Source organism: Mycobacterium sp. 1482292.6 (genome assembly GCF_001672995.1).
Taxonomy (GTDB): domain Bacteria; phylum Actinomycetota; class Actinomycetes; order Mycobacteriales; family Mycobacteriaceae; genus Mycobacterium; species Mycobacterium europaeum_A.
On the sequence record NZ_LZKV01000026.1, the window covers coordinates 1 to 2361 of the forward strand.

At 68.4% G+C, this 2361-nt stretch carries 2 protein-coding genes; one reads left to right on the forward strand and one right to left on the reverse strand.

Features of this window, described 5'->3' with window-relative positions:
- Window positions 1-945: amino acid permease (locus A5624_RS01515; RefSeq protein ID WP_156748733.1), on the reverse strand; the 945-nt coding region annotated here is incomplete at its 3' end.
- A gap of 63 nt (window positions 946-1008) precedes the next feature.
- On the opposite strand from A5624_RS01515, the gene A5624_RS01520 reads away from it, so the two are divergent.
- Window positions 1009-2361 (forward strand): NAD(P)/FAD-dependent oxidoreductase (locus tag A5624_RS01520; protein ID WP_066860435.1); only part of this gene is annotated, 1353 nt, incomplete at its 3' end.

Consider the following 2361-nt stretch of genomic DNA (forward strand, 5'->3'; position numbering starts at 1 on the left):
GGTGGCCAGGTTCGCCTGCCCGCGGCCGCGGACCGTCTTGAGTTCGGTGTAGGACACCATGCCCGACAGCACCACCGCGACGGCGACGTAGAGCAGGGTCACGATGCCCAGCGACGCCAGGATTCCCCGCGGCACGTCGCGCTGCGGGTTCTTGGTCTCCTCGGCCATGGTGGCGACGATGTCGAACCCGATGAACGCGAAGAACACGATGGACGCCCCGGCCAGCACGCCGTACCAGCCGTAGTGGCTGCTGTGCGCGCCGGTCAGCAGCGACAGGACGGACTGGTCGATGCCTTTGGCCTCGCGACCGGCCTCCGGCTTGGGGATGAACGGCGAATAGTTGGCGCGCTTGATGTAGAAGACGCCGACCACCACGACGAAGAGCACCACCGACACCTTGATCGCGGTGACCACCGCGGAAAACCTTGATGACAGTTTGGTGCCCAGCGCGATCAGGGTCGCCACGCCGCCGACGATCACCAGCGCCCCCCAGTCGACCTGGGCCCCGCCGAAGCTGGCCGTGCCGCCGGCGAATCCGAAGACCGTGCCCAGATAGCTCGACCAGCCCTTGGCCACCACGGCGGCGCCGATCGCCAGTTCCAGCACGAGGTTCCAGCCGATGATCCAGGCCAGGAACTCCCCGAAGGTGGCATAGGAGAAGGTGTAGGCGCTACCGGCCACCGGCAACATCGAGGCGAACTCGGCGTAACACAGCGCGGCCAGCGCGCAGGTGCCCGCCGCGATCACGAACGACACCCAGATGGCCGGGCCGGTGATGTCCCCGGTGGTGGACGCGGTGACCGTGAAGATGCCCGCGCCGATCACCACCGCGACGCCGAAGACGACCAGGTCTCGCCAGGTCAGGTCTTTACGCAGCTTGGTGTCCGGCTCGTCGGTGTCGGCGATTGATTGCTCGATCGACTTGGTCCGCCATCGATTGGCCATGCATCAGCCCTTTCCCAACGCTGGGAGCCATTGGTCCGTCACAGTACTGGGTACTCTCCGCCAATGCCGGACAGCACAGCAACGGCCAGGGATCACGCCGTAGTCATCGGCGGGAGCATCGCCGGCCTTTGCGCCGCGCGGGCGCTCGCCGAGGCGTATTCGCGGGTGACGGTGTACGAACGCGACGAATTGCCGGCCGAACCGGCGAACCGGGCGACGGTGCCCCAGGACCGGCACCTGCACATGCTGATGGCGCGCGGGGCCATGGAATTCGAGGACCTGTTCCCCGGACTGCTGGACGACATGGTCGCCGCCGGTGTCCCCAAACTGGAAAACCGGCCCGACTGCATCCACCTGGGCGCCGCGGGCCACGTGCTGGGCACCGGCAGCACGTTGCGCGACGAGTTCACCGCCTACGTGCCCAGCCGCCCGCACCTCGAATGGCAGTTACGCACGCGCGTCCTCGGCATCGACAACGTGACAGTGGCGCGGCGCTCGGTGGCCGAGCCGCGCTTCGACCCGGCGCGACAGCGGGTGACCGGTGTGCTGCTGGATCCCGCCGGCCCGGACGGCGGCGATCAGGAGTTCGTGGCCGCGAACCTGGTCGTCGACGCGGCGGGCCGGGGCACCCGGCTGCCGGTGTGGTTGGAGCAGTGGGGATTCCAGCGTCCCGTCGAGCAAGAGATGAACATCGGCATCCATTACGCCACCCAGCAGTTCCGCATCCCCGACGGGCTGATCGCGGAGAAGGTGGTGGTCGCCGGCGCCTCTCACGACGAGTCCCTGGGCATGGGCATGCTGTGCTACGAGGACGGCACCTGGGTGCTGACCACGTTCGGCGTGGCGAACGCCAAACCGCCCAAGACCTTTCCCGAGATGCTGGAGCTGGCGCACCGGCTGCTTCCGGACCACTTCAACGCCGCCCTGACGCACGCCGAACCGCTGGGCGATCCGGCGTTTCACGCCTTCCCGGCCAGCAAGTGGCGCCGCTACGACAAGCTGGAGCGCCTCCCGGCCGGCATCCTCGCCTTCGGCGACGCGGTGGCCAGCTTCAACCCCACCTTCGGGCAGGGCATGACGATGACGTCGCTGCAGGCCGGTCATCTGCGCCGGGCCCTGCAACTGCCCGACGACCAGGTGGCCGCGGCGCTGAACCGGGCCACCGCCAAGAGCACCTTCCCGGTGTGGACGATGAACGCGATCGGCGACGTCACGTTCCACCACGCCGGCACCAAGGGAACCATCCCCTGGTGGTGGCGGCCCTCCGGGGCGCTGTTCGACCAATTCCTGGGCGCCGCCGAGACCGATCCCGTGCTCGCGGAATGGTTCCTGCGGCGCTTCTCGCTGCTGGACAGCCTGTATATGGTTCCGCCGCCGCGGATCATCGGCCGCGCCATGGCGCACAATCTGCGGCTC